Source organism: Rhodococcus sp. BP-241 (genome assembly GCF_019836145.1).
Taxonomy (GTDB): Bacteria; Actinomycetota; Actinomycetes; order Mycobacteriales; family Mycobacteriaceae; genus Rhodococcoides.
This window is the reverse complement of sequence record NZ_JABUEI010000004.1, coordinates 428013-452968: the sequence shown is the minus strand read 5'-3', so window position 1 is coordinate 452968 and position 24956 is coordinate 428013. Positions and strand designations below refer to the sequence as shown.

Below are 24956 nucleotides of genomic sequence, written 5' to 3'. Positions count from 1 at the left end.
CCCCGAATTCTGTGTGCATACTGTGTCGCACAGTCTGCTTCCGGAGGTTTGTCGTGATTGCCCCTTTCCCTGCTGCGGTTTCCACGTCGACGACGGGCCGATGGTTCGGACCGACGGGCGACACATCCTTCGGATGGCTGACCCGCTCCTCGTCGCCCAGCCGCTGTGGCGTCGTCATCGTGCCGCCCTTCGGTTACGAGTACTGGACCTCGCATCGGGCACTCCGCGTACTCGCCGAATCATTGGCCGCGCAGGGTTTTCTGGTGCTTCGGCTGGATCTCCGCGGGACCGGTGACGCCCGCGGTGATCTGTGGAGTGGCGCCGTCATGTCGACGTGGCACGACGACATCGCCGAGGCGGTGGCCGAGGTCCGTCGGGCCGGCGCCGATTCGGTGTCGCTCGTCGGGCTACGACTCGGCGGACTGCTGGCGTTGTCCTCCGCGTCCGCGCTCTCCGTGGACCGCGTGATCGCGTGGGCCGCGGTCACGGACGGGAAGCGGTACGCGAGGGAGCTGTCGATGTTGTCGACGCAGGTGCCCGACGACGAGAACGTCTACGGACACGCTTCGGCGCGGACGCTCGCGGGAACGGTTCTCACAGACACCTTTCTCGCAGACGTGGCATCCGCGTCGTCGAGGACTCTGGGGAAGCCGGCGCGCGAGGTGCTCGTGTTGGACCGAGACGACCGTCCTGCCTCGTCGGCATTGGTGCAGCGTCTCCGCGACAACGCGGTGGAGGTCGAGCACCAAGTGTGCGGCGGGGCCGGATCGATGCTCGACGTGCCCACGGAGGAGGCCACGGTGCCCGTTGGGCACGTCGCTCGGATCGTCGAGTATCTGGCCCCGATCGCTGCCACCGCTGACGAGGTCGAGACCGACGACTCTCACCGCAGTGGTGTGGTTCTCGGCGAGCACGGAATCAGCGAGGCGGTGACGACGCTCGGCCCTCATCGACTCGCCGCGGTGATCTCCTCCCCAGTCCCCTCCCGGTCGACAGGGGTAACCGTGGTGTTTCTCAACACCGGCTCAGAATCCCATGTCGGGTCCGGCCGGGTGTGGGTCGAATTCTCACGTGCCCTGGCGGCCGAGGGTACGACAGCCGTACGGCTGGATTTCCTCGGCTGGGGCGAGAGTCCGGACGAGGGCCATGCACCCGGTCGGCCGTACGACGGTCACACGGTGCACGACGTGGTGGACGCGGTGACGGCGCTGCGCCAGTCCGGCCACGAGCGCATCGTGCTCGTGGGTATCTGTGCAGGTGCCTGGATCGGTCTGCGTGCCGCCCGATCGTCGGCAGTGGACGGGGTCGTCGCATTCAACCCCCAGTTGTACTGGCAGGAGGGCGATCCGGTGGAAGCCCTGATGTCGGACACTCGCAAGCGCCGAGCCGACGAGATCGCCGCGATCGCTGCGGGAGCAGTCTCCGGAGAGTGGGATCGTCTCGAGGCGGGAGCGCCGCTGTGCGCACCCGGTCGGTGGCTCGAGGAGCTCGCGACGTCGGCGTTCCCGGTCGTGCTCGCGTTCTCTCCGAACGACGACGGGCTCGAGTATCTCGAGAACCGCTTCGGTGCCAGGCTGCATCGAGCGCAGTCGAGATCGGGCTCGCCGCTGTCCGTCGTGAGGATGGCATCGCTCGATCACCCGATGCATGCGCACCATCGGCGACACGAGGGACTGAACATCATTCGGTCCCTGGTGCAGGATCTGGCCTAGTCGAGGCTGACCGCGACCACCGTGTTCCGGCCGCGTCGCTTCGCGTCGTACAGCGCATGATCCGCGGACACGAGCAGCGGCGAGACGGACTGCGGGGCGTAGCTCGTCCAGGCCAACCCGATGCTCACCGTCGCCGTGCGCGACGAGAGGACGTGCAGCCGTTCGTGATCGCGGCGGATCGAGTCGGCGATGGAGGCGGCGTCCTCCTGATCCGCGTGCGGGAGGAGGATCGCGAACTCCTCACCGCCCATGCGCCCGGCGATCGCGTCGTCCGGTAAGGCACCGAGGATGCAGGCGGCGCTGCGGACCAACGCGATGTCGCCCACAGCGTGGCCGAGCGTGTCGTTGATGGACTTGAAGTGGTCGAGGTCGAGCATGAGCAGCGCGACCGGCCGCGAGTCGGTGATGAGGGTGTCGAGGCGCTGCTGGCTCCGTCGCAGGAAGGCGGCGCGGGAGAGGACGCCGGTGAGACTGTCGTACTCGAGGGCCTCGCGGAGCTTGTTCTGCACGGCCATCCGGTCCAGCGACACGGCGGCGACCAGCAGCGGTCCGAGTGCGACCAACGCGACGGACAGCACCGCGGAGGCGCCGTCCTGGCCGTCCGCGCCCAGCAACCCACCGGTCTGGAGTTCCCCGCGTCCGAGGAAGAGCAGCGTCCACGCGGACCACAGTGCTGTGAGCAGCGCGGTGCCGAAGATGGGGATGCGGGTGGCACACCAGAGCAGCGCGGGCAGCGGCAGCGCGAGCAGCAACGGGCCCTGGACGATGAGACCGGCCAGCATCAGCAGGACGGTCAGCGCGATCGGTGCCGTCTCACCCGTGATCAGGCGCCGGAGCGAGGCGGGGCCGGTGCGGCGGCGCGGCGTCGACGCACGGAAGGACAGGAGGACGGGGACGATCAGCAGGTAGCTCGTGAGCTCGGATCCGAACCAGCTCAGAGCCTCGACGGCGGGTGCGTGCGGTCCCAGCCGGCTGCTCGAGAGGGTGGCGACGGTCGTCGACAGGAGGGCGGCGACGACGATGCCGAGGCACATTCTGGCGAAGTCCGCGGATCCCGCGAGGGTCATCGGCTCGGGGTGCCGCCGCCGAATCACCAGCGTGCCTCCGAGGACCCCGACGATGTTCGCGACATTGAACGCGACGGCAGCGTAGACGTCGGTACCCGAGACGAGGTCCGCGGTGACGAGGGCGAGCAGTGCTGCGACGGCCGCCGGCGCGGTGAAGGTGCGGGGCCAGCGTACGAAGACGCTCAGCGCCACCGCGTTGGCCACCCACACCGAGGCGAGAAGTCCCGGTGGCCGCGAATGGATTCCGATGATCGCCGCGATGAAGACGGCGGCGGTCAGGAGGGCGATGTCGGTCGCGGCGCGCGCGGCCGGACTGCGCATGTCCGGCTCGGGTGTCGCAGGCAAGGTCGTCCTTCGCATGGACGGGAACCCCCTGTGACATCTCAGTCGTCCCCAACGGCTTCGTTGTTATCGAGTGCAGTATCTACTACCGCAACCGCACGTGGCGACCGATGCGGAAGACTGCTCACTCGCGCTGAGGCGCCGCGCTCGCCCACGTCTCCGGTTCCGGTACGAGGACCGATATTCAGTCCACTGCCGGTCGGTGGACTGGACTCGAGCAGTGGACGGGCGGACAGACTCGAGACATGAACGCCCGCGACCTCGCACTCCGGACCACCCTGCTCGTGGGTGGCCTCACGCTCTACGGCACGTCGATGGCCATGATGATCACCGGTGGTCTCGGGCTCAACCCGTGGGACGTGTTCCACCAGGGGCTGGCCGCACGGCTCCCGATCAGTTTCGGGGCGATCACGGCGGTGACGGGCGTGATGGTGCTGCTGCTGTGGATCCCGTTGCGTCAGCGGCCCGGCATCGGAACCGTCGCGAACATCGTCATCATCGCGGTGAGCGTCGACCTCGCGCTGGACTGGCTGCCCGAAGTCGCCTCGATCCCGTCACGCGCAGCGCTGCTCACCGGAGGAGTCGTGCTCAACGGTCTCGCCACGGCGGCCTACATCTCGGCCGGCCTGGGCGCGGGTCCGCGCGACGGCCTGATGACAGGACTCGTCGCGCGGAGCGGACTGTCCGTGCGCCTGGTGCGCACGGCCATCGAACTCGCGGTGCTGGGAACCGGATGGCTCCTCGGCGGCACGGCCGGTGTGGGGACGGTGCTGTACGCGCTCGCGATCGGCCCGCTGGTGCACTTCTTCCTCGGCGTGATGCCCCAGAAGTTCACGGCCCAGAAGTTCACGGCCCGGAAGTGCACGGTGCGAGCAGGAGGAGATCACTCCTCGGTGGAGAGCTCCGAACCGGCCGACAGGATCCCGACCGAGACACCGTAGGGAAGGAAGCGGACCTTGCGATTCGGATCCACGTTGTCCCGGTGGGCACGCAGAGCATCGAGTTCGGTCGCGAAGACCTGATCGACGCTCGCCGACCCGTCGGAGTCGACGGAGTAGACGGCCCACACCCCGTCGCCCTTCTGACCCGTGGTCTCCGGCTCCGGGGTGGACTTGGTCGCGGCGGGCGTGAACATGCCGACCCACGGAGCGCCTCCGCCCGACTGATCGGCCATCTTCATGGCCTGGCCCAGCATGTCCCGCAGGCCCTCGCCCGCTTCGCGAGCGACGCGCTCGAAGTCCTCGGGATCGAAACCGAACTGTCCTTTACCGCTCATGGTGTACCTCGCAGAGTGTGGTGTGACGGGCTTTACTCCCCCAACGACCGGTGAGCTTCATCCGTTCCCGGGTCAGTACGGCGCGGACGGGTACACCATGACGGCAAGTACCCCTCGACGAACGGACATCACCGCATGACGAAGCTTCTGTACGTGGTCACCGGATCGGATCACTGGACGCTGAAGGACGGAACCGCGCACCCCACCGGGTACTGGGCGGAGGAGCTCGTCGAGTCGCACCGGACCTTCACCGAGGCCGGCTGGGACATCGTCGTCGCGACGCCCGGTGGTGTGACCCCGACCGTCGACGAGGGATCGCTGGCCGTCGAGGCGAACGGCGGCGACGAGGCGAAGGTCGCCGATCTGAAGTCGTACCTGGAGTCGGTGAAGGACGTGCTCGCGTCACCCGCGCGCCTCGAGGACCAGACAGCGTCGTCCTTCGACGCGGTCTTCGTCCCCGGTGGCCACGGTCCGATGGAGGACCTCGCGGTGTCGGACGACTTCGGCGCCCTGGTCACCGAGTTCCTCGACTCGGGCAAGATCGTGTCGGCCGTGTGCCACGCACCCGCCGCGCTGCTGTCGGCGAAGCGCGACGACGGCAGCTGGCCCTTCTCCGGCTACCAGCTCACGGGCTTCACCAACCAGGAGGAGGAGCAGGCCGGACTGGCCGACAAGGCGCCCTGGCTGCTCGAGACCCGTCTGCGCGACGGTGGAGCGAGCTTCTCGGCGGCGGATGCCTGGTCGCCCCACGTCATCGTCGACCGCACCGTCTAAACCGGCCAGAATCCGGCATCGACCAAGGCATTGGCGGATCGTCTCGTCTCTGCTCTGAGCTGACGGCACCCCGGCTGACTCCCGGCGCCCGCTGACCCCCCCTGCCGCCCCCGCGAGTACGTCCACACTGTCGCGATTCCCCGCCGATTCACGACGCTTCGGACGTACTCGCCGGGAGCGGGCGGGGGGGGAGGGGGTCAGACCATCGCGGCTGCAGCCCGCTCGGCGAGGTCGAGCAACGGTTGCGGGAAGACCCCGAGCACCACGGTGGCGACGGCCGAGACGGCGACGGCCACGGTCGCGCCCGTTCCGTGGGTGATCGTCGCCGAGGGTCCCTCCGGTTCGGTGAAGAACAGGACCACGATGACGCGGATGTAGAACGACGCGGCGATGGCACTGCTGACGACGCCGACGATCACCAGCACGGCACCGCCGTCCTCGAGTGCGGCCTGGAAGACGGCGAACTTGCTCGTGAAGCCGCTCGTCGACGGGATGCCGGCGAAGGCGAGCAGGAACAGCGCGAAGGCCGCTGCGGTCAGGGGCGACGATCGTCCGAGGCCCGCCCACCGGGACAGTTCGGTGATCTCGCCGCCCTGATCTCGCACGAGGGACACCACGGCGAAGGCGCCGAGTGTGCTGAAGGCGTAGGCCGCGAGGTAGAACAGCGTGGCGGACACGCCCGCCGCTCCCGCGGAGACACCCGTGAGGATGAAGCCCGCGTGGGCGATCGACGAGTACGCCAGCATCCGCGTGACGTCGGTCTGCGCCACCGCGATCACGGCTCCGACGAGCATGGTGACGATGGCGACGGCCCACAGCATCGGCCGCCACGCGTCCTGGAGATCGGGCACGCCCACGACGAGAATGCGCAGCAGTGCGCCGAAGGCCGCCACCTTCGTGGCCGAGGCCATGAACGCGGTCACGGGCGTGGGTGCGCCCTGGTACACGTCGGGGATCCACGAATGGAACGGCACCGCACCGACTTTGAACAGCAGGCCGACGGCCACGAGACCGACCCCCAGCACGCCGAGAACCTGGTCCCCGTCGGCCACGTCGGCGATGTCGTCGAGTCGGACGCTGCCCGCGTAGCCGTAGAGCAGCGCCGTGCCGAACAGGAAGAAGGCCGACGAGAACGCTCCGAGGAGGAAGTACTTGAGCGACGCCTCCTGGGACAGCAGACGCCGACGACGCGCGAGCCCGCACAGCAGGTACAGCGGGAGCGAGAGCACCTCCAGCGCGACGAACATGCTCAGCAGATCGTTCGAGGCCGGCAACACCATCATGCCGCCGACGGCGAACAGGGTGAGCGGGTAGATCTCGGTACGGGTGACCCGGGCAGTGACGGCACGGGCCTCGGCGACCGTGCCCGGCACCGTGGACGCCGCGGGCGTGAAGGCATCGACCGCAGCCACTTCGGGATGGTCGGACGAGCGATGCGCCATCAGTACGACCGACGCCGCGGACACCGCGACGATGACCCCCTGCAGGAACAGTGTGGGCCCGTCCACGGCCACCGACCCCACCGCGGCGACGGTGCTGGTTCCGGCCAGCGCGACGACGGCGGCGAACGCTGCCGCGAGTGCGCCGAGGGCGAGCACGAGATGGGTGACGCGGCGCCGATCGGCGGGAACGAACGCCTCGACCAGGACGCCGATCACCGCGGCCGCCAGCACGATGATCATGGGCGACAGCAGGCTGTACTCGAGGGACGGGGTGTCGATGGTCATGGCGCGGCCACTCCTGTCTCGAGTTGCTCGACCGATGTGCGTTCGACGGCCGGCGTGAGGATGTCCAGCGCGGGTCTCGGGTACACGCCCAGCGCGATGACGAGCACGAGAAGTGGAGCGACGACGGCGATCTCGCGCGGCACGAGATCGCGGATCCGTTCCGAGCCGGCGGCGACGGGCCCGGTCATCACCCGTTGATACAGCCACAGCACGTAGATCGCCGAGAGCACCAGCGCCGACGCCGCGATCACCGCCGCGACGCCGTAGCGCGGGAACGTTCCCACGAGGACCAGAAATTCGCTGACGAACGGGGCGAGTCCGGGAAGCGACAGAGTGGCCAGTCCGGCGACGAGGAACGTGCCGGCGAGCACGGGCGCCACCTTCTGCACACCCCCGTGGTCGGCGATGACCGCGCTCCCGCGCCGGGTGACGAGGAACCCTGCGACGAGGAACAGTGCGGCCGTGGCGATCCCGTGGTTCACCATGTACAGCGCGGACCCCGCCTGCGACTGGCTCGTCATGGCGAAGATGCCGAGGATGATGAACCCGAAGTGCGAGATGGAGGTGTACGCGATGAGGCGCATGATGTCGGTCGCGCCGATCGCCAGCACCGCGCCGTAGACGATCCCGACGACGGCGAGCGTGATCACCGCCGGCGCGAAGGTCGCCGACGACTCCGGGAACAGCTGCAGGCAGTACCGCAGCATCCCGAAGGTGCCCACCTTGTCGACGACGGCCATCATCAGCACCGCGGTCGCCGGGGTGCTCTCGGTCGCCGCGCCGGGCAACCAGGTGTGCAGCGGCCACAGCGGCGCCTTCACGGCGAAGGCCACGAGGAATCCCAGGAACAGCGCGTTCAGCACGCCGGGCGAGGCACCGAGTTCGCCGGCCGCCGCGGCGTCCGCGATGGCGCGCAGGTCGAACGTGCCCGCCGAGAAGGGACTCGCATCCGAGGCGGTGACGACGTACAGGCCGATGACGGCCGCCAGCATGACGAGCCCGCCCGCGAGGTTGTAGAGCAGGAAGGTCACCGCGGCGGAACGCGCTCGTCCGGCATCACGGCCGAAGCCGCCGATGAGGAAGTACATCGGCACGAGCATGGCCTCGAAGAAGAGGTAGAAGAGCAGGATGTCGAGGGAGACGAACGAGACCATGACCATCGACTCGACGACGAGGATCAACGCGACGTAGGTGTGGGTGCGGCGTGAGCGCGACGCGGGCGGGGTGTCGTTCCACCCGGCCAGCAGGAGGATCGGTACCAGGACCGCGGTCAGCAGTACGAGAGTCAGTGCGATGCCGTCGATCCCGAGTGTGTAGCCCGCACCGAAGCTCGGGATCCACTCGTGCTCCTCCACGAACTGGTATCCCGGCGCGCCCGCCTCGAATCCGATCGCACACAGCACGGCGAGGATCAGCACGACGCACGATGTCGTGAGCCCCACCGCGCGGGCGGCCGGAGACCGGGTGGGCGGCACCGCGATCACTGCCAGCGCTCCGATCAGCGGGAGGAGCCAGAGCGCGCTCAGCACGGGAAGGTCGGTCATCGCGTCACTCCCAGTGCCACGGTCAGGGCGACGACCACCAGGACGGCTCCGGCGAACATCGAGAGGGCGTACGACCGGACGAACCCGTTCTGCCACCGGCGTAGTCGGGTGGAGGACTCCCGGACCGCGGTGGCGACGGCACTCACCACTCCCTCGACGCCGACGCGGTCGGCGGTGACCACCGCGGCGGTCGCCCGCTGACCCGGCCGCATGAAGACGGCCTCGTTCACCGCGTCCCCGTACAGATCTCGGCGGGCGGCCGCGGTGAGGACCGACCCCGTGGGTGCGGTCACCGGGATCGCCGATCGGCCGTACATGTGCACGGCCACGCCGACACCCGAGGCGACGGTCACCAGCACCGCGAGGGTGACGACCCACGCGGGTACGAGGTGTGCGGGGTCGTGTTCACCGACGACCGGGGCGAGCCATACCTCCAATCGGGTGCCGATCGCGAGAAGCGCACCGGCACCGACGGATCCGACGGCCAGCACGATCATCGGGCCGGTCATGCTCGCGGGTGCCTCGTGCGGGTGGACTCCGCTCCGCCACCGCCGCTCGCCGAAGAACGTGAGGATCATGACCCGCGTCATGTAGAAGGCGGTCAGTCCCGCGCCGACCAGGGTGGCCGCGCCGAGCGCCGCACCCTTCGCACCGCCGGCGTCGATCGCGGCCTCGATGATGCCGTCCTTCGAGAAGAACCCCGAGAACGGTGGGACACCGATGATGGCGAGATAGGCCAGCCCGAACGTCACGTAGGTGATGGGCAGAACGGTGCGCAGTCCGCCGTACCGCCGCATGTCCGTCTCGTCGTTCGTCGCGTGCATCACGGACCCGGCGCCGAGGAACAGGCCGGCCTTGAAGAATCCGTGCGTGAGCAGGTGCAGGATCGCGACCGCGTACCCGGCGGGGCCGAGACCGGCCGCGAGAACCATGTACCCGATCTGGCTCATCGTCGACGCGGCCAGAGCCTTCTTGATGTCGTCCTTCGCGCAGCCGATGACGGCCCCGAAGAGCAGCGTCACGGCGCCGACCAGCACGACGACGTTCTGGGCGGCCGGGGACGCTTCGAAGACGGGCCCGGACCGGACGATGAGGTACACACCGGCTGTGACCATCGTCGCGGCGTGGATGAGCGCCGAGACGGGCGTCGGGCCCTCCATCGCGTCACCCAGCCACGATTGCAGCGGCACCTGCGCCGACTTGCCGCACGCGGCGAGCAGGAGGACGAGGCCGAGGGCGGTCGCGGTGCCATCGCCCATGCCGTCGACCCCGGCGAACACGTCGTCGTACGAGACGGATCCGACGGACGAGATCATGATCATCAGCGCGACGGCCAGTCCGATGTCGCCGACACGATTGACGACGAACGCCTTGCGTGCGGCCGAGGCCGCCGACGGCCGGGTGGACCAGAATCCGATCAACAGGTACGACGCGAGGCCCACGCCCTCCCATCCGACGTACAGGCCGAGGAAGTTGTCCGCCATGACCAGCAGCAGCATCGCGGCCACGAAAAGATTGAGGTACGCGAAGAATCGGCGGCGCGCGGGATCGTCCCGCATGTACCCGATCGAGTACACGTGGATGAGGGTTCCGACGCCGGTGATGAGCAGGACGAAGCACACCGACAGCTGGTCGAGGCGGAGACCGAACTCGATCTGCAGCGACTCGACCGGAACGTAGGTGAAGACCGTCTGCGAGAGCGCGCGGTCCTCCGCTGCCCGCCCGGCCATGTCGACGAAGGCGACGACGGCCAGCGCGAACGACGCGAGCATCGCCGCGCACGCGAGGAGGTGGCCCCACGCATCGCTCCGGCGTCCACCCAGCAGCAGCACGACGGCTCCGGCGAGGGGAATGAGCGGCAGCAGAACCAGAGTCGTCACCATGTCAGTACTTCAACAGACTGTCGTCGTCGACCGAGACGGATCGACGAGAGCGGAAGATCGCCATGATGACGGCCAGACCCACCACCACCTCGGCGGCGGCGACAACCATCGTGAAGAACGCGAAGACCTGTCCGTCCAGTCCGCCGTGCATCCGCGAGAACGTCACGAAGGCCAGGTTCGCGGCGTTGAGCATCAGCTCGATGCACATGAAGACGACGATGGCGTTGCGGCGCAGGAGGACACCGGCGGCGCCGATGGTGAACAGGGCCGCGGACAGGTACAGGTAGTACTCCGGGTTCATCGGCTCGGCCCGTCGCGGAACTGCCGACTGACCGACGACTCGGCGTCGCTGCCGTCGGGGAGACGAGCGGGCCGGTCCACACCGTTGTGGCGTGCGTAGACACCCGGACTCGGCAGCGGTGTCACGCGGTCTCCGAAGCGGAACCTGTCCTGCGACAGCTCCTTCTGGGTTCTGGTCCGGCCGACGGCGTCCCGGTGGGTCAGCACCATGGCACCGATCGTGGCAGTGATGAGCAGCGCTCCGGTGAGCTCGAAGGCCCACACGTAGCGCACGAACACCAGCTCGGCGAGCCCCTCGACGTTCGCCGGCGACTGCGCGGTGAAGCCGCGGAAGTCGCTCAGCGCGGCATTGCCGAGCCCCCCGATCAGCAGGACACCGAATCCGAGACCCACGACGATGGCCGCGATGCGGTGCCGCCGTAGCGATTCGACGAGCGAGTCCGACGAGTCCACCCCCACGAGCATGAGTACGAAGAGGAAGAGCATCATCACGGCGCCGGTGTAGACCACGATCTGGACGACACCGAGGAAGACGGCACCCTGGACGATGTAGAAGATCGCGAGCACCACCATCGTCGATGCCAGGAACAGAGCCGAGTACACGGCTTTCGCCGACGCCACGACGCCCAGCGCGCCGATGAGAGCGAGCGGGGCGAGGATCCAGAAGGCGATGGCCTCGGAGGTCGAGACGATCATCGGTCCGCCTCCCGCCGGGCGATGACGGCCCCGCGGTAGTAGTCCTCGTCGGTGGCGCCGTCGGCCATGGCGTGCGGGGGCGCGTCCATCCCCTCGGCGAGCGAGGCCAACAGATCGGTTTTCTCGTAGATCAGATCGGCGCGGTTGTCGTCGGCCATCTCGTACTCGTTGGTCATGGTCAGGGCGCGGGTGGGGCACGCCTCGATGCACAGACCGCACCCGATGCACCGCAGGTAGTTGATCTGGTAGACGCGCCCGTACCGTTCGCCGGGCGAGTACCGCTCGGTCTCCGTGTTGTCGGCGCCCTCGACGTAGATGGCGTCGGCGGGGCACGCCCACGCGCACAGTTCGCAGCCGATGCACTTCTCCAGGCCGTCCGCGTAGCGATTCAGCTGGTGACAGCCGTGGTACCGCGTCGCCGTCGGTACCTTCTCCTCCGGATACGACTCGGTCTCCGGCTTCTTGAACATGGTGGCGAAGGTGACGCCGAAACCCGCGACAGGTCCCAGGAATTCAGGCATCGGTCGTCTCCTTGGTGATGGGTCGAGGGCGTGCCGGACCGGGTGAGCGGTCCGGCATCGGAGGCACGGGGAACCCGCCCGCCGCGGCATCGACCCCCTGCTGGTCCGCCGTCGCACCGGAGTGGGTCCGTTCCAGGCGCCCACGCCGTAGCGTCCGGGCGAGCACGGCGATCAGGGCGGCGGTGTAGACCAGTGACACCACCACGGTGACCGGCCGGACGTGCGGGGAGTCGAGGAGGAGGACGCGCACGGCCGCGATGACCATGATCCACAGCAGCGCAGCGGGAATGAGCACCTTCCACCCGAAGTTCATGAACTGGTCGTAGCGCAGGCGTGGCAGGGTGCTGCGGAGCCAGACGAAGACGAACAGGAAGCCCCACACCTTGATCGTGAACCAGAGAACGGGCCACCAGCCCTGATTGGCGCCGTCCCACAGGCTGATCGGGAAGGGGGCGCGCCAGCCGCCGAGAAAAAGCGTGGTCGCGAGCGCCGAGACGGTGACCATGTTGACGTACTCCGCGAGCATGAACATGGCGAACCGGAGCGAGGAGTACTCGGTGTGGAATCCGCCGACCAGTTCGCCCTCCGCCTCGGGGAGGTCGAACGGCGCACGGTTGGTCTCGCCCACCATCGAGGTGATGTAGACGAGGAACGACGGCAGCAGCATCACGACGAACCACAGGCGCTCCTGCGAGGCGACGATGCCGGACGTCGACATGGTGCCCGCGTAGAGGAACACGGCCGCGAAGCTCAGGCCCATGGCCACCTCGTACGAGATCACCTGCGCGGTAGAGCGCAGTGCTCCCAGAAGCGGATACGTGGAACCGGACGACCACCCGGCCAGGACGATGCCGTACACACCGATCGAGGTCACGGCCAGGATGTAGAGCACCGCGACGGGCATGTCGGTCAGCTGGAGCGGGGTGATGTGCCCGAACACCGACACGGTGGGGCCGAACGGGATCACGGCGAAGGCCATGAAGGCGGGGACGACCGAGATGATCGGTGCCAGCAGGTAGATCGGACGGTCCACGCCCCTCGGGACGATCCCCTCCTTCAGGGCGAGCTTCACACCGTCGGCGAGGCTCTGCAGGATGCCCCACGGCCCGACCCTGTTGGGGCCGATGCGCATCTGCATCCAGGCCATGACCTTGCGCTCGGCGTAGATCGCGATGAGCGGTGTCAGCACGAGGAAGCCGAAGACGGCGAGCGCCTTGGCGACGACCAGCCACAGTGGGTCGATCCCGAAGACGGAGAGGTCGGTCATGACGGTGCTCCTGCCGAGAGACGCACGGCGGCACCGGGTGCGACGTGGAGGGTCGCACTCACTCGGGACGGTGCCGAGTTCCACGGCAGCCAGACCACGTGGTCCGGCATGGCGGTGACGCGGAGCGGCAGCGTGATCGACCCCGAGTCGGTGGAGACGGTCAGTGGCTCACCGTCGGACACCCCGGTGTCGGCCGCGGTCGCGGGCGACAGCCGGGCGACGGGGGTCCGCGCCGTGCCGGCGAGATCGGTCTCCCCGTCCTGCATCCGCCCGGCGTCGAGCAGCATCCGCCAGCCGGCCAGTACGGCGGTTCCTGCGCCGAGGGCGGTCGGTGCCGCGCTGCCGCGGTCCGGAACGTCGGGGGATCCGGGTGCCGACCCGGCCGCGTCGAGTTCGCGGCGTGCCGCGTCGGCGTCCGGCAGTCCGAGGCGGTGACCCATCTCGGTGGCGATCGCGTCGAGGACCCGCAGGTCGGCCATCATGGACGGCGTCGGGAGTGCTGCTCCGAACGTGCGCCGGCGGCCTTCCCAGGTGGTGAACGATCCGGCTTTCTGCGCGACGGCGGCGACCGGGAACACGACGTCGGCCCGGTCGGTCACCTCGCTGCTGCGCAGATCCAGTGCGACGACGAAGGGGGCTCGGTCGAGCGCGGCGCGGGCCGCGTCGGGATCGGGTAGGTCGTCGAGCTCGACACCGGCCACGACGAGCGCGCGGAGGTCGGCGCCGAGGATGCCGACCGTGTCCCGGCCCGGTGTCGCCGGCAGATCGTCGACACCCCACGCCGCGGCCACCGCGTGCCGAGCCGCGGGGTCGTCCACCCGGCGACCTCCGTGCAGAAGGGTGGGGAACGCACCCGAGTCGAGGGCGCCGCGGTCACCGGCACGGCGGGGGATCCACGCGACGCGGGCGCCGGTGGTGTCGGCGGTGCGCGCGACCGCGGCGAGGGTGCCGGGGCTCGACGCCGCGCGCTCGCCGACGAGGATCACCGCGCCCGGCACGCGCAGCTGGTCGAGCACGTCCGGGTCCGCCAGCCCCGCGGCCTCCGTCCCCGGCACCGTGGGACGCACGTCGGCTCTCAGCTTCGTGCTGCCGGGCGACGTGAAGGGCGCCAGTGTCAGTACGCGAGTGTGTCCCCCGCGCACTGCCTTCCGCAGGCGGAGGAAGACGATGGGGCTCTCCTCCTCCGGTTCGAAGGACACGAGGACGACGATCGGTGCGTCCTCGAGTGCCGCGTACGTGACGTCGATCCCGCGGCCGGCCACCCGAGCGGACAGGAAGTCGGTCTCCTCCTCGGAGGTCTGGCGGGCCCGGAAGTCGATGTCGTTGGTACCCAGCGCGATCCGCGCGAACTTGCTGTAGGCATACGCTTCCTCGACGGTGAGACGGCCACCGGTGAGCACCCCGGCGTGTCCGCGAGCCTCCGCCAGGCCCCGAGCGGCCACCGCCAGGGCCTCCGACCACGACGCGGGCTCGAGGGTGGTTCCGCGTCGGACCAGCGGGGTGTCGAGGCGATCGGGCAGCGTGCCGTACGCGAACGCCCAGCGGCCCTTGTCGCAGCTCCATTCCTCGTTGACCTCGGGATCGTCGCCGGCCAACCGACGCAACACCTTTCCGCGGCGATGGTCCGTGCGCTGGGCGCACCCACTGGAGCAGTGCTCGCAGACGCTGGGAGTCGACACCAGGTCGAAGGGCCGCGCGCGGAATCGGTAGGCGGTGTTGGTGAGTGCACCCACCGGGCAGATCTGCACGGTGTTGCCGGAGAAGTACGACTCGAACGGCTCGGCGCCGTAGATGCCGACCTGTTGCAGCGCACCGCGTTCGAGCAGATCGATGAACGGGTCACCGGCGATCTGCTCGGAGAAGCGCGTGCACCGGGCGCAGAGGACGCACCGCTCCCGGTCGAGCAGGACCTCGGTCGACAGGGGGATCGGCTTGGGATACGTGCGTTTGGTCTCCGTGAAGCGCGACTCGGTGCGGCCGGTGGACATGGCCTGGTTCTGCAGCGGGCACTCGCCACCCTTGTCGCACACCGGGCAGTCGAGCGGATGGTTGATCAGGAGCAGTTCCATCACTCCGCGCTGCGCCTTCTCGGCGATCTCCGAGCTGTGCTGCGTCCGGATCACCATGCCGTCGGACACCGTGGTGGTGCACGACGCCAAGGGCTTGCGTTGGCCCTCGACGTCGACCAGGCACTGCCGGCACGCGCCGACCGGGTCGAGCAGCGGGTGGTCACAGAACCGCGGGATCTGCACACCGAGCATCTCGGCCGCCCGGATCACCAGGGTGCCTTTCGGGACCGACATCGGGACGCCGTCGAGGGTGATGTCCACCGTCGTCTCGGCGCGCGCGCCGTCGTTCTGCACCGCGGTCATGTCAGTTGTCCTGCCATCAGGGTGGAGAGGTGCGGATCGAAGGGGCATCCACCCTGCTCCACGTGCGCCACGTACTCGTCCCGGAAGTGGGCGATCGACGAGACGATGGGGCTGGCAGCCCCGTCTCCCAACGCGCAGAACGACTTTCCCAGGATGCTGTCGGCGACGTCGAGCAGCTTCTGCAGGTCACCCTCCGATCCGGTGCCGTTCTCGAGGCGCGCGAGTATCTGCACCAGCCAGTAGGTGCCCTCGCGGCACGGGGTGCACTTCCCGCACGATTCGTGCGCGTAGAACTCGCTCCAACGACGGACCGCGCGGACCACGCACGTCGTCTCGTCGAAGATCTGGAGGGCTTTCGTGCCGAGCATCGATCCCGCGGCACTCACGCCCTCGTAGTCGAGCGGGACGTCGAGGTGCTCGGCCGTGAAGATCGGGGTGGAGGATCCGCCGGGTGTCCAGAACTTCAGCGTGTGCCCGGCGCGGACACCGCCCGCGTGCTCGAGCAACTCGCGCAACGTGATGCCGAGCGGCGCCTCGTACTGTCCGGGGCGGGTGACGTGGCCGGAGAGCGAGTACAGCGTGAAGCCGGGTGACTTCTCACTGCCCATCGAGCGGAACCATTGCGTCCCGCGCGCCAGGACCGTCGGCACACTCGCGATGGACTCGACGTTGTTGACGACGGTGGGGCTCGCGTAGAGGCCCGCCACGGCGGGGAACGGTGGCCGCAGCCGGGGCTGGCCGCGGCGCCCCTCGAGGGAGTCGAGCAGTGCGGTCTCCTCGCCGCAGATGTAGGCGCCCGCCCCCGCATGGACGACGAGGTGCAGATCGAACCCGGAGCCCTGGATGTCCGTGCCCAGGTACCCCGCGGCGTAGGCCTCGGCGACCGCGGCCTGCAGCCGCCGCAGCACCGGCACCACCTCACCGCGGAGGTAGACGAACGCGTGCGACGAGCGGATGGCGTACGCCGCGATCACGATGCCCTCGACCAGCGCGTGGGGTGTGGCCATCAGCAGCGGCATGTCCTTGCACGTGCCCGGCTCCGATTCGTCGGCGTTCACCACGAGGTAGTGCGGCACGGTCTGGTCCGCGGGTGTCGGGCCGTCCTGGGGGATGAAGCTCCACTTCGTGCCGGTGGGGAAGCCGGCGCCGCCGCGACCACGCAGGCCGGAGTCCTTGACCGTGCCGATCACCTCGTCGGGTGTCATCGCCAGGGCTGCGGCGAGACCGTCGTACCCGCCGTGGCGGCGGTAGGTGTCCAGAGTCCAGGACTCGGGCTCGTCCCAGTAGCGGCTCAGAACCGGGGTGAGTGTCACGGCCGGGCCTCCTTCGCTGCAGTGCCGTCCGGGCGGGGCACATCGGCCGACGGGGCGGGCGCGGGCTTGTCCGGGGTGGAGTCCGTCGGCGGCTCGGCTGCCGCCGCCGCGTCGGGTTCCGCGTGATCGGGGGCGCGCATGTCCTTCTCCCGCGCGACACGCAGGCCTGCCAGCGTCGCCTCGCCTGCGGTCGGTGCGTCGAGCGCGCCGGGCCGGGTGTCAGGGAAGCCCGCCAGGATGCGCGAGGTCTCGCGGAAGGTGCACAGGGTCGCACCGCGCGTCGGGGTGACCGGGCGCCCGGCGCGGAGTTCGTCGACCAGCGTGCGCGCCGACTCGGGAGTCTGGTTGTCGAAGAACTCCCAGTTCACCATCACCACCGGTGCGTAGTCGCAGGCGGCGTTGCACTCGATGTGTTCGAGCGTCACGGTGCCGTCCGTGACGCCCTCGAGATGGTCGACGAGGGCCTCGTGGACGGCGTCCCCGCCCATCACGGCGCAGAGAGTGTTGGTGCACACGCCGACGAGGTAGTCGCCTGTCGGCTCGCGGCGGTACATCGAGTAGAACGTCGCCACCGCCGCGACCTCGGCACCCGTGAGGTCGAGTGTGTGCGAACAGAAGTCGATCGCGGCCGGGGTGAGGTACCCGTCCTCGGCCTGGAGCAGATGCAGGATCGGGGTGATCGCGGACCGGGCGCGCGGGTAGCGGGCGACGATGGTGGCCGCGTCCGCCTCGAGGCGGGCCAGCACGTCTTCGGGGTAGGTACGCCGGGCACCGGGTCGCACGAGTTGGACGCGTTCCTCCGGACGGGGTCCGAAGGGTATCGCCACCGGTTCCCGTGTGCTCATCGGTCCACCCCACCCATCACGGGATCGATGCTGGCCACGGACGCGATCACGTCGGACACCATGCCGCCCTCGCACATCGCCGCGACGGCCTGCAGATTGGTGAACGACGGGTCCCGGAAGTGCACCCGGTAGGGGCGGGATCCACCGTCGGAGACCATGTGCACACCCAGCTCGCCGCGGGGTGACTCCACCGCGACGTACACCTGTCCCTCGGGCACGCGGATGCCCTCGGTGACGAGCTTGAAGTGGTGGATCAGCGACTCCATCGATCCGTCCATGATCTTCTGCACGTGCTCGCGGGAGTTGCCCAGTCCGTCGGGGCCCGAGACCAGGTCCGCAGGCCACGCGATCTTCTTGTCCGACACCATCACGGGCCCCGGCGCCAGTCGGTCGAGGCACTGTTCGACGATCTTCAGCGACTCGCTCATCTCGTCGACACGGATGAGATACCGCGCGTAGCAGTCACTCTCCTGTTCGGTGATCACGTCGAACTCGTAGGTCTCGTAGCCGCAGTAGGGCTCCGCGCGACGGAGATCGTGGGGCAAGCCCGTGGCACGCAGCACCGGACCGGTGATCCCGAGTGCCATGCACCCGGTGAGATCGAGGTACCCGATGCCGCGGGTCCGACCCTTCCAGATGGGGTTGTCGTCCAGCATCGCGCTCATGTCGCGCAGGCGGATCGGCAACAGGTGCAGCAGGTCCCGGATCTTCGGCACGGCGTCGTCGGGCAGGTCCATCGCCAGCCCGCCCGGCCGGACGAACGCGTGATTCATCCGCAGGCCCGTGATCGTCTCGAAGATGTCGAGGATCAGTTCACGTTCCCGGAATCCGAAGAGCATGGCGGTGACCGCGCCGAGCTCCATGCCGCCGGTGGCCAGAGCGACCAGGTGCGAGGAGATGCGGTTGAGTTCCATCAGCAACACCCGGATCACGGTCGCGCGTTCCGGCACGTCGTCGGTGATGCCGAGCAGCTTCTCCACGCCGAGGCAGTACGCCGTCTCGTTGAAGAAGGGCGACAGGTAGTCCATCCGCGTCACGTAGGTGACGCCCTGCGTCCAGTTCCGGTACTCGAGGTTCTTCTCGATACCGGTGTGCAGGTAGCCGATTCCGCACCGCGCCTCGGTGACAGTCTCCCCCTCGATCTCGAGGATGAGGCGGAGGACCCCGTGCGTGGAGGGGTGCTGCGGTCCCATGTTGACGACGATGCGCTCCTCGCCGGCGGTGCCGGCCAGGTCGACGATCTCGTCCCAGTCCTGGCCCGACGCGGTGTAGACGGTCGGCGTGGTGTGATCCTTCTCGAGTGTCATCAGTTGTACGACCTGCGCTGATCGGGGGGCGCGATCCGCGCGCCCTTGAACTCCACCGGGATGCCGCCCAGCGGGTAGTCCTTGCGTTGCGGGTGCCCCACCCAGTCGTCGGGCATCTCGATGCGTGTCAGGGACGGGTGCCCGTCGAACTCGATGCCGAAGAAGTCGTACGTCTCGCGCTCGTGCCAGTCGGTGGTGGGGTAGATGCCGCACAGCGACGGAATGTGCGGGTCGGACTCCGGCACAGACACTTCGAGGCGCAACCGACGACCGTGCGTGATGGACTGCAGATGGTAGACGGCGTGCAGCTCGCGTCCGGTCTCACCGGGCTGGTGGACGCCACTGACACCGAGGCACAGTTCGAAGCGGAGTGCCTCGTCGTCGCGTAGCGCGGACGCGACAGCGGGCAGGTGCGTACGCGCGATGTGCAGAGTCAGCTCACCGCGGTGGAGCACGGCACGCTCGACGGCGTCGTCCCAACGTTCGTCCCGAGCCGCGAGCGCCGACTCCAGTGCGTCCGCCACGACGTCGTGGTCCCCACCGAACGGTCGACTCGCGTTGTCGTGTCGGGGTTTCGGCGGCGCCAGTCGGCCGTAACCCGACGTGTCGCCCGAACCGCGCACTCCGAACATGCCCCGCGCTCTCATCGCAGCAGCGTCTTCGCGTCGATGACGGACGGAGAACTCAGCGCGGCCTTCTCGGTCTCGGCGATGGCCCTCTCGCGGTCGACGCCCAGCGGCATCGCCTGGATCGACGCGTGCAACTGCAGGATGGCGTTGATCAGCATCTCGGGCCGCGGCGGACAACCGGGCAGATAGATGTCGACCGGTACCACGTGGTCGACGCCCTGCACGATGGCGTAGTTGTTGAACATTCCTCCCGAGGACGCGCAGACACCCATCGCCAGAACCCATTTCGGCTCGGCCATCTGGTCGTACACCTGCCGGAGCACCGGTGCCATCTTCTGGCTCACCCGTCCCGCGACGATCATGAGATCGGCCTGGCGGGGGGAGGCGCGGAAGGCCTCCATACCGAATCGGGCGAGATCGAACCGGCCGGACGTCGTCGACATCATCTCGATCGCACAGCACGCCAGTCCGAAGGTCGCGGGCCACAGAGACCCCTTTCGGGCGAAGCCGGCGAGGCCTTCGACAGTGGTCAGCAGGAAGCCGCTCGGCAGCTTCTCTTCCAATCCCATGCGATCACTTCTTCCACGGCGAGTGGATCAGTCCCAGCTGAGACCTCCACGACGCCACTCGTATGCGTAGGCGACGGAAACGTTGACGATGAACAGGGCCATCGCGGCGAGACCGAACACACCCAGTGCCTCGAAGTGCACAGCCCACGGGTACAGGAACACGATCTCGATGTCGAAGATGATGAAAAGCATTGCGGTGAGGTAGAACTTGACCGGAAAGCGACCGCCGCCGATGTGCTGCGGGGTGGGCTCGACGCCACATTCGTACGCGTCGAGCTTGGCGCGGTTGTATCGCTTCGGTCCCACTTCCGATGCCACGAGGACCGAGAACAGCGCGAAGGCGACCGCGATCGCGCCGAGAACGAGGACCGGCACATATGCGTTCATGCCACTCGAACTCCTGCCCGTGTCGTGGGTTCCGACCGGAACCGCCCTACGCCTCGAGGTGATCTGTGCCACACAGTAGGACTTTTTCGTCGCGATGGGTCCGGTTTGGTGACTCGGGCTCACAATCGTCGCGAATCGGTGATCCCCCGCGGCGTCACAGATCGGAGATCCGGCGGGGCCTCAGGCAGGGTCGCGGAGCAGTCCCACCACGGCGCGGCCGAGTTCGAGTGGGTCGATGGGGTGCGACACCGACGCGTCGGCACGCGACCAGGTGGCCAACCACGCATCGTCGGGGCGGCCGGTGAGCACGAGAAGTGGTGGACACGGGTCGATCTCGTCGCGCAGTTGCTTCGCGAGGCCCAGCCCGCCGACGGGAGCGCTCTCGCCGTCGAGGATCACCAGATCGACACCGCCGCGATCCAGGTGCTCGATCACGACGGGCGCCGTCGCCACGTCGAGATACTCGATCTCGGGCAGGTCGGGGTGCGGGCGACGGCCCAGCGCCTGGTGGACGAGCGCCCGCGTGGACGCGTGGCTGCTGTAGATCAGCACCGACAACGTTGCGTCCGCCACGGGTGGGACGTTACCCAGTGCGCTTCGCGCCCGTGCGCCTTTTGCGTATGCCTGGATGCGCAAAAGGCGCACAGGCGCGGAGCGCATCTACGACCGGTACAGCGACTCCTCGTATGCCGGCCCGTAGTACGCCCGCAGTTCCTCGAGCGATTCCGGCGAGTCGGGGATCAGCGTCTTGGAGATCTCTGCGACCGTCGGCAGCACCGACGGATTCCAGGTGCCCGGCTCCCACAGCCGTGACCGCAGGAACGCCTTGGCGCAGTGATGGAAGACCTGCTCGATGTCGACGACGAGCGCGAGGATCGGGCGGTGTCCCTTGACCACGAGGTCGTCGAAGAACGGCGCGTCGGAGATCAACCGCGCGCGGCCGTTGATGCGCAGCGTGTCCCCGCGTCCGGGAACCAGGAAGTCGAGACCCACGAACGGGTTGCTCAGCACGTTGCGGTACCCGTCCATCCGCTTGTTGCCGGGCCGTTCCGCCAGCGCGATGGCGGCGTCGTCGAGGACGTGCACCAGCGAGCCGGGCGGGTCTCCCTTCGGCGAGACGTCGCACCGTCCGGTCTCGTCGGCGGTGGCCACCAGGCAGAACGGCGAGGCCGCGAGGAAGTCGCGGTCGAGCGGATGCAGCCGGGGGCGATCCTTGTGGGCGGCGCGGAAGCTCGGCGTGCCGAACATCGCCGTCAGCGTCTCGCCGTCGGTCACCTGTGTCCACGTCACGACGCGTCACCCACCGGGAGTGCCGGGAGATTCTGCTCGATCTGCTCCCGCGTCGGCTCGAGCCACGGCGGCAGCTTCAACGAGCGCCCGAGTTCGAGCAGTGGCTCGTCGACGTCGAATCCCGGCGCCTCGGTCGCGATCTCGAACAGCACGCCGCCCGGCTCCCGGAAGTAGATCGACTGGAAGTACTGCCGGTCCAGGATCTCGGTGACGTGCGCGCCGCTGTCGACCAGCTCGGTGCGCCAGGCGGTGAGCGTCTCGTGGTCGGGCGCACGGAAGGCGACGTGGTGAACGGTGCCGCCTGCCTGCAGACCACGGTCGCTGCGGTCGGTGACGACGTCGACCAGCGCGCCCGCGCCGCCCGCGGCCATGGCGAACCGCGCGCTCGCGGCACCGTCCGCGGCGACGGTCATGCTCATCCGGTCGGTGAGCAGCTCGGCTGTCGCGTCGAGTGTCGTCTCGGTGAGGGTGACCGAGTGCAGTCCGCGCACCGCATGTTCGGTGGGCACCGATGCCACGCCGTCCCAGCCGGAGCGGGTGTCCCCGTCGGAGGCGATCAGGTCGAGGACCATGCCGTCGTGGTCGTACAGGCGCAGGACCTCGTCGTCGCCGCGGGTCACCGGCGCCTCGACGCGCACGTTCAGCTCCCGGAGCCGGTCGTGCCAGAAGGACAGCGACGAGCCCGGAACGCTGAACGCTGTCGAGGTCGCGAGTCCGGTTCCCTGTCGTCCGCGCTCGACGTCCTTCCACGGGAAGAAGGTGATGAGCGACGACGGGCTACCGTGCTCGTCCCCGTAATACAGGTGGTAGGTGCCGGGGTCGTCGAAGTTGACGGTCTGCTTCACCAACCGCAGGCCGAGCACGCGCGTGTAGAACTCCACGTTCCGGCCGGGGTCCGACGCGATGGCGGTGACGTGGTGAAGACCGAGAGGGGCGAGTGTCGTCATGGGACCATCGTCCTACGTGTGCGCCGATATCTCCGTGAAAGGGATGCAGTGACCGATACGAACGATGCCTGGCCGGAACTCGTCGTGGACTCGTGGCAGGACACCCGCGACACCGTGCACATGTGGACGCAGATCGTCGGCAAGGTGCGCATGGCTCTGGCGCCACCGCTCAACCACTGGTGGGGCGTGACGTCCTACGTCGATGCGTCCGGACTCACCACCTCGCTCATGCCGTACCGCGGCGGCGGAGTCGAGATCCGCTTCGACTTCCTCCGACACCGGCTGACCATCGAGACCACGTGGGGCGACGCACGCGAGATGGAGTTGCGGCCGCGCACGGTCGCGGACTTCCACGACGAGTTCTTCGCCCACCTCGAGGCGCTCGGGGTCCACGTCTCGATCATGGGCTCCCCCGTCGAGGTCGACCCGTCGATTCCGTTCGCCGAGGACACCGTGCATGCCAGCTACGACGCCGAAGCGATGACGCGATACTGGCGCTCGCTGGTGTCGGCTCATCGGGTGTTCTCCGCGTTCCGCGGCGGGTTCCGCGGGAAGTCCAGTCCGTCCCACTTCTTCTGGGGGGCCTTCGACCTGGCGGTGACCCGGTTCTCGGGTCGCCCGGCGGCGCAGCATCCGGGCGGGGTGCCCAACTGCCCCGACTGGGTGATGCACGAGGCCTACAACGAGGAGGTGTCGAGCGCCGGGTACTGGCCCGGCGGGGCGTCGGAGGGCATCTTCTACTCGTACGCCTACCCGCAACCCGACGGCTTCGACACCGCGGCCGTCGAGCCGGCGCAGGCGTACTTCGATCGCGATCTCGGCGAGTTCGTGCTCCCCTACTCGGCGGTGCGGGAGGCCGAGGACGGCGACGCCCTGCTGCGGGAGTTCCTCGAGAGCACCGCACGCATCGCCGCGGACCTCGCGGAGTGGCCCGACGGTCAGGGCAGGATCGAGTCCACGTAGCCGCCGTCGACGCGCAGTGCGCCGCCCGTGGTGGCCGACGCGAGAGGTGAACTGAGGTAGACCACCATGTTGGCGATCTCCTCGGGCTCGATGAGTCGCTGGATCAGGCTCTGCGGGCGGTACTTCACCATGAACTCGTGCTGCGCCTCGTCCCACGGCAACTCGTCGCCCACCAGATCGCGGACGAAGGTCTCGACACCTCCCGTGTGTGTCGGTCCGGCGATGACGGAGTTGACGGTCACGCCCGAGCCGGCCGCCTCCTTCGCGAAGCCGCGCGACACCGCGAGCAGCGCGGTCTTGGACATGCCGTAGTGGATCATCTCGGCCGGAATCACGACGGCCGAGTCGCTGGCGATCGACAGGACCCGTCCCCAGCCCCGGTCCTTCATACCCGGAAGGTAGGCGCGGATCAGACGCACGGCGGCGAGGACGTTGACCTCGAAATAGCGGCGCCACTCGTCGTCGTCGATCTCCAGAGCCGGTGTGGCTCCGAAGATTCCGAGATTGTTCACCAGGACGTCGACATCGGGGTGTGCCTGCACCAGGGCGCGTGTGCCGTCCTCCGTGCTGACGTCCGCCGGGGCCGCGACGACCGTCGCGTCGGGTACCTCCGCGGTGAGACGGTCGAGTGCCGCACCGGCGGACGCGTCGGACCGGCCGTTGATCAGCACGGTCGCTCCCGCTCGGGCGAGGCCGACGGCGATGGCGTAGCCGATGCCCTGCGTGGAACCCGTGACGAGGGCTGTCCGGCCGCTCAGATCGATCTGCATGTGTCCTCCTGGTGTCAGGTACGGGTCAGCAGCATCGGCAGGTGGTCTATTCCTGCCTCCAGATAGTTCGGCCCGGTGCGCACGAAGCCGAGGCGCACGTACCACTCCTCCAGGTAGGCCTGGGCGGAGATCGCGACGTCGGTGCCCGCGAACTCGATCGCCGCCCGCACCAGGTCGGCGGCCAGCCCGCGTCCGCGTGCCGCCGACGCCGTGGCGACGCGGCCGATGTGGGCCGGCACCTCGTCCTGCAGCACCCGCAGTGTCGCGAGCACGTCGCCGTTCGGCTCCTCCGACCAGAACAAGGTGGTCGTGGGTTCGAGATCGCGCCCGTCGATCTCCTGCTCGCCGACGATGCCCTGCTCGTGAATGAACACCTCGGTGCGCAACTGCAGGACGCGGTACAGCGCAACGGGATCGACGTCTCGAACGGTGGCGTGATGGATGCTGGTCACCGC

25 protein-coding genes are annotated in these 24956 nt (G+C 68.7%); 4 read left to right on the top strand and 21 right to left on the bottom strand.

From position 1 onward, the window contains the following. Window positions 1-53 precede the first annotated feature (53 nt). The gene (locus tag HQ308_RS11360) at window positions 54-1712 is read left to right on the top strand and encodes an alpha/beta hydrolase family protein (protein ID WP_222646430.1); all 1659 of its coding nucleotides are present in this window, start codon (window positions 54-56) and stop codon (window positions 1710-1712) included. On the opposite strand, the gene HQ308_RS11355 is transcribed toward HQ308_RS11360, so the two are convergent. Further along, complete coding sequence (locus HQ308_RS11355) at window positions 1709-3124, bottom strand: diguanylate cyclase (protein WP_222637872.1); 1416 nt, start codon at window positions 3122-3124, stop codon at window positions 1709-1711. The two genes, HQ308_RS11360 and HQ308_RS11355, sit on opposite strands and share 4 nt — an antisense overlap. A gap of 242 nt (window positions 3125-3366) precedes the next feature. Between HQ308_RS11355 and HQ308_RS11350 the strand changes: the two genes are divergently transcribed. Then, window positions 3367-4062: a YitT family protein gene (locus tag HQ308_RS11350; RefSeq protein WP_222646429.1), complete on the top strand. Its 696-nt coding sequence runs from the start codon at window positions 3367-3369 to the stop codon at window positions 4060-4062. On the opposite strand, the gene HQ308_RS11345 is transcribed toward HQ308_RS11350, so the two are convergent. Next, on the bottom strand, window positions 4005-4397 hold the full coding sequence (locus tag HQ308_RS11345) for a hypothetical protein (RefSeq protein ID WP_027506026.1): 393 nt from the start codon (window positions 4395-4397) through the stop codon (window positions 4005-4007). The two genes, HQ308_RS11350 and HQ308_RS11345, sit on opposite strands and share 58 nt — an antisense overlap. 135 nt (window positions 4398-4532) lie before the next feature. On the opposite strand from HQ308_RS11345, the gene HQ308_RS11340 reads away from it, so the two are divergent. Next, window positions 4533-5171 carry a type 1 glutamine amidotransferase domain-containing protein gene (locus HQ308_RS11340; protein ID WP_222646428.1) on the top strand — a complete coding sequence of 213 codons (639 nt, stop codon included), beginning with the start codon at window positions 4533-4535 and terminating at the stop codon, window positions 5169-5171. Between the two features lie 197 nt (window positions 5172-5368). Here the strand turns inward: HQ308_RS11340 and nuoN are convergent, their stop codons facing one another. The 17 genes from nuoN to HQ308_RS11255 form a co-directional block, all read right to left on the bottom strand. Then, window positions 5369-6898 carry an NADH-quinone oxidoreductase subunit NuoN gene (gene nuoN, locus HQ308_RS11335; protein WP_222646427.1) on the bottom strand — a complete coding sequence of 510 codons (1530 nt, stop codon included), beginning with the start codon at window positions 6896-6898 and terminating at the stop codon, window positions 5369-5371. Next, window positions 6895-8442: an NADH-quinone oxidoreductase subunit M gene (locus HQ308_RS11330; protein WP_222646426.1), complete on the bottom strand. Its 1548-nt coding sequence runs from the start codon at window positions 8440-8442 to the stop codon at window positions 6895-6897. Before HQ308_RS11330 ends, nuoN begins: the two co-directional genes overlap by 4 nt. Then, a complete protein-coding gene (gene nuoL / locus HQ308_RS11325; protein WP_222646425.1) occupies window positions 8439-10325 on the bottom strand; it encodes an NADH-quinone oxidoreductase subunit L in 1887 nt (628 codons plus the stop codon). The genes HQ308_RS11330 and nuoL overlap by 4 nt, the downstream gene beginning before the upstream one ends. A gap of 1 nt (window position 10326) precedes the next feature. Then, window positions 10327-10626 carry an NADH-quinone oxidoreductase subunit NuoK gene (nuoK, locus tag HQ308_RS11320; RefSeq protein ID WP_056440973.1) on the bottom strand — a complete coding sequence of 100 codons (300 nt, stop codon included), beginning with the start codon at window positions 10624-10626 and terminating at the stop codon, window positions 10327-10329. Next, window positions 10623-11321: an NADH-quinone oxidoreductase subunit J gene (locus HQ308_RS11315; protein ID WP_222646424.1), complete on the bottom strand. Its 699-nt coding sequence runs from the start codon at window positions 11319-11321 to the stop codon at window positions 10623-10625. Before HQ308_RS11315 ends, nuoK begins: the two co-directional genes overlap by 4 nt. Continuing rightward, entirely contained in the window at window positions 11318-11842 is a 525-nt protein-coding gene (gene nuoI, locus HQ308_RS11310; RefSeq protein WP_222646423.1) for an NADH-quinone oxidoreductase subunit NuoI, read from the bottom strand. The genes HQ308_RS11315 and nuoI overlap by 4 nt, the downstream gene beginning before the upstream one ends. Beyond that, window positions 11835-13109 (bottom strand): NADH-quinone oxidoreductase subunit NuoH, encoded by a 1275-nt coding sequence (gene nuoH / locus HQ308_RS11305; RefSeq protein ID WP_051613413.1) that lies wholly within the window; start codon window positions 13107-13109, stop codon window positions 11835-11837. The genes nuoI and nuoH overlap by 8 nt, the downstream gene beginning before the upstream one ends. After that, on the bottom strand, window positions 13106-15481 hold the full coding sequence (locus tag HQ308_RS11300; protein ID WP_222646422.1) for an NADH-quinone oxidoreductase subunit G: 2376 nt from the start codon (window positions 15479-15481) through the stop codon (window positions 13106-13108). Before HQ308_RS11300 ends, nuoH begins: the two co-directional genes overlap by 4 nt. Then, window positions 15478-16794, bottom strand: a complete 1317-nt coding sequence (nuoF, locus tag HQ308_RS11295) for an NADH-quinone oxidoreductase subunit NuoF (protein ID WP_222646421.1) — start codon at window positions 16792-16794, stop codon at window positions 15478-15480. Before nuoF ends, HQ308_RS11300 begins: the two co-directional genes overlap by 4 nt. Further along, complete coding sequence (gene nuoE, locus HQ308_RS11290; protein WP_222646420.1) at window positions 16791-17639, bottom strand: NADH-quinone oxidoreductase subunit NuoE; 849 nt, start codon at window positions 17637-17639, stop codon at window positions 16791-16793. Before nuoE ends, nuoF begins: the two co-directional genes overlap by 4 nt. Then, window positions 17636-18946, bottom strand: a complete 1311-nt coding sequence (nuoD, locus tag HQ308_RS11285; protein WP_056440985.1) for an NADH dehydrogenase (quinone) subunit D — start codon at window positions 18944-18946, stop codon at window positions 17636-17638. The genes nuoE and nuoD overlap by 4 nt, the downstream gene beginning before the upstream one ends. Then, a complete protein-coding gene (locus HQ308_RS11280; RefSeq protein ID WP_222632355.1) occupies window positions 18946-19593 on the bottom strand; it encodes an NADH-quinone oxidoreductase subunit C in 648 nt (215 codons plus the stop codon). Before HQ308_RS11280 ends, nuoD begins: the two co-directional genes overlap by 1 nt. Next, complete coding sequence (locus HQ308_RS11275) at window positions 19590-20144, bottom strand: NADH-quinone oxidoreductase subunit B family protein (protein ID WP_027506037.1); 555 nt, start codon at window positions 20142-20144, stop codon at window positions 19590-19592. Before HQ308_RS11275 ends, HQ308_RS11280 begins: the two co-directional genes overlap by 4 nt. 27 nt (window positions 20145-20171) lie before the next feature. After that, window positions 20172-20531, bottom strand: a complete 360-nt coding sequence (locus HQ308_RS11270; RefSeq protein ID WP_027506038.1) for an NADH-quinone oxidoreductase subunit A — start codon at window positions 20529-20531, stop codon at window positions 20172-20174. Window positions 20532-20711: 180 nt separating this feature from the next. Next, window positions 20712-21104, bottom strand: coding sequence for a hypothetical protein (locus HQ308_RS11265; RefSeq protein WP_222646419.1), 393 nt, complete (start codon window positions 21102-21104; stop codon window positions 20712-20714). A gap of 87 nt (window positions 21105-21191) precedes the next feature. After that, on the bottom strand, window positions 21192-21821 hold the full coding sequence (locus tag HQ308_RS11260; RefSeq protein ID WP_308115755.1) for an MSMEG_1061 family FMN-dependent PPOX-type flavoprotein: 630 nt from the start codon (window positions 21819-21821) through the stop codon (window positions 21192-21194). Then, window positions 21818-22768, bottom strand: coding sequence for a ring-cleaving dioxygenase (locus HQ308_RS11255; RefSeq protein ID WP_222637883.1), 951 nt, complete (start codon window positions 22766-22768; stop codon window positions 21818-21820). Before HQ308_RS11255 ends, HQ308_RS11260 begins: the two co-directional genes overlap by 4 nt. A gap of 48 nt (window positions 22769-22816) precedes the next feature. On the opposite strand from HQ308_RS11255, the gene HQ308_RS11250 reads away from it, so the two are divergent. Beyond that, window positions 22817-23731, top strand: a complete 915-nt coding sequence (locus HQ308_RS11250; RefSeq protein ID WP_222646418.1) for a DUF5996 family protein — start codon at window positions 22817-22819, stop codon at window positions 23729-23731. Here the strand turns inward: HQ308_RS11250 and HQ308_RS11245 are convergent. Both HQ308_RS11245 and HQ308_RS11240 read right to left on the bottom strand, forming a co-directional pair. Then, window positions 23707-24501, bottom strand: a complete 795-nt coding sequence (locus HQ308_RS11245; RefSeq protein ID WP_222646417.1) for an SDR family NAD(P)-dependent oxidoreductase — start codon at window positions 24499-24501, stop codon at window positions 23707-23709. The two genes, HQ308_RS11250 and HQ308_RS11245, sit on opposite strands and share 25 nt — an antisense overlap. A gap of 14 nt (window positions 24502-24515) precedes the next feature. Then, window positions 24516-24953: a GNAT family N-acetyltransferase gene (locus HQ308_RS11240; RefSeq protein ID WP_027506044.1), complete on the bottom strand. Its 438-nt coding sequence runs from the start codon at window positions 24951-24953 to the stop codon at window positions 24516-24518. Window positions 24954-24956: the final 3 nt, after the last annotated feature.